The sequence below is a fragment of the Fibrobacter sp. UWH1 genome (genome assembly GCF_002210365.1).
Classification (GTDB): Bacteria; Fibrobacterota; Fibrobacteria; order Fibrobacterales; family Fibrobacteraceae; genus Fibrobacter.
In genome coordinates, this window is the sequence record NZ_MWQG01000086.1 from 1 (window position 1) to 2380 (window position 2380).

General features: G+C 48.6%; 4 protein-coding genes. All 4 read left to right on the forward strand.

Going from position 1 to position 2380, the window contains the following annotated elements; genetic code table 11:
* A partial coding sequence (locus B7992_RS16130) for a GLUG motif-containing protein (protein WP_303395622.1) occupies positions 1 to 1514 on the forward strand: 1514 nt, incomplete at its 5' end.
* Positions 1515 to 1526: 12 nt separating this feature from the next.
* A complete protein-coding gene (locus tag B7992_RS16875) occupies positions 1527 to 1676 on the forward strand; it encodes a hypothetical protein (RefSeq protein ID WP_176421989.1) in 150 nt (49 codons plus the stop codon).
* Entirely contained in the window at positions 1669 to 1833 is a 165-nt protein-coding gene (locus B7992_RS16880; protein ID WP_176421990.1) for a hypothetical protein, read from the forward strand. The genes B7992_RS16875 and B7992_RS16880 overlap by 8 nt, the downstream gene beginning before the upstream one ends.
* 66 nt (positions 1834 to 1899) lie before the next feature.
* A complete protein-coding gene (locus tag B7992_RS16135; protein ID WP_088666811.1) occupies positions 1900 to 2118 on the forward strand; it encodes a DUF3791 domain-containing protein in 219 nt (72 codons plus the stop codon).
* Positions 2119 to 2380: the final 262 nt, after the last annotated feature.

Sequence of the window (2380 nt, forward strand, 5' to 3'; positions counted from 1 at the left end):
ATACAGGAACTTTCGATGGGCAAGGCTTTGCTATCAAGGGACTGTATTTCAATGATGAATCAGAAGAAAATGTCGGTTTGTTTGGGTATGTAGGTTCTGACGGAAAGGTTGAGAATGTAGGCGTTGAGGATTCCTACTTCCGAGGACAAAACTATGTCGGCGGCGTGACAGGATTCAACGAAGGTTCCATCACGAACTGCTACAACAGCGGTTCCGTGAATGCTACAGGTAAATTCGCCACTGTAGGCGGCGTGACAGGATCCAACGAAGGTTCCGTCACAAACTGCTACAACAGCGGTTCCGTGAATACTACAGGTGAATACTATGTCGGCGGCGTGACAGGATCCAACGGAGGTTCCGTCACGAACTGCTACAACAGCGGTTCCGTGAATACTACAGGTAAATACTCCTATGTCGGCGGCGTGACAGGTTTCAACGAGGGTTCTGTCACAAACAGTTTTGCAAAGACCGGTTCTGCAGAAAATCTGATTGACCAAGACTTTGGGAATTCTTTTGGATCCGGCTTCAAAACTGGAGAAGAATTTTCTAATGGTACTGTTGCAGCCCTTCTCCACAATGGAATTGACGGTTCTGTCTGGGGCCAGAATCTTGCCGATGAAATTTCTTACCCTGATTTCAGCGGAAAGATTGAATTCAACTACGGTTCCATCGTGATTGCTGCCGACAAGTCCAAGGCGACGATTCTCGGTAATTCCACGGAAACAGCAAATGTGCCTAATCCGGTGGAAGTGAACTCTGTTGAATTTGAACGCACTTTCGTGGCTAGCCCTGAAGGCCTGAACATCGCCAATACCATTGTGCTGCCCTTCTCCACCAACGAAGGTACAACGGCCAATGCAGACTTCTACGCCTTTACGGGCGTAACTGTGGAAGACGGTGTCTATACAGCCGAATTCAGAACGGAAGTCAAGGTTGCCGCCCTGGAAGCCGGCGTTCCCTACGCCGTCATCCTAAAGGAAGAAGCTACGAATCTGAACATGACCTTGGGTTCTCCTGTTTCCGTGCAGACCGCTGAATTGAACAACCCCAAGGTGGGCGATTGGGAATTCACAGGCTCCTACGCAAACAGATATTGGGAAAACGGCTGCACCGCCCTGGAATGCGTCTATGGCTTCGCCGCCGCCGATGATGTAGATGGCATCTACAAGGCCGGTGACTTCGTGAAGGGCGGTTCTGACGTGAGCGTCAAGCCCATGCGCGCTGTGCTCAGTAGAACCTCAGATCAGTCTAACTCCGGCAACGGAATGCTGCGTGCTCCGGCATACCGCGGCGTATCCAGAGCTATCGCAGAAGATGTGCCCGAAGTGATCGCAGTCCTGTTCGGCAATGCCGATGGCGAAGTCACCTTTGTGGGCCAGATGAACACCCGCACCGGCAATATAACCCTTGAAAAGGCTGACCGCTGGTTTGACATGAAGGGTCGTCGCCTCAACGGCAAGCCCACTGTCAAGGGGACCTACTACAACAACGGCAAGAAAGTGATTATCAAATAAGGCGACAGGAAAATGCAAAAAAAGTCAACCGACAGAAAATCTTACGCAAAACCCTGCATGAAGGTGGTGACGCTGAAGCACCGCACAAGCCTCTTGCAGGCCAGTATGAATCATGGAGAATTTACCCTGGATGGATTCCTGGAGGAAAATGAAAATGTTTAAGACCAAAGAAACAAAAATGCAGATGAATAAAAAGAAGGAATACGTACAGCCCAAACTCAAGGTCATCAAGCTGAAGCAGCGGGCAAGCCTGCTGTCGGGAAGTGGTGACCCTGACGTTATCACTCCCTGCTTCGGCAGCCAGTGCTCTCAAGATTAAGACAAAACCCTGCAGAATGCAGGGTGTTTTTTTGCGGATTAGTGGAAATATTGTTATATTCGTAGTATGTTGAGCAAGTATAAAATCCCGTATATAAACATGTGCATCAGGCTTTTTGCCAAGCGTTTTCAGCTTACCCTGCAGGTGGCGGCTGAATACCTGTGCCAGTTTAAGGGGATTCGTTTTCTTGACGAACATTACGCAGTGGAACATCTTCTCCCAACGGACGAGGCCCTTGACGACCTGGTTGTCATCTGCAAGCGAAACGGGGGCACAATCGGATGATTCTATATCATGGAACCAATTGATTTTTCAATTGACCTGGAGACGGCCTTTAACTTTGTTTATAAGTCGAAGATTTTTGACTCGTTGAACAAGCCGGAAACAGGCTTGCGTGCTCGTAGTGCCTTATACATTTATGAAATCCTTCGGGACGAGTATATTTCACAAAATGCATAAAAGTCCTTCCGACCAAAATCGGAGGGAGTTTTTTGCGGATTTTAGGGTAGGTGCTTGACAAAGGTTCTGCGGAAAACTATATTAAGTA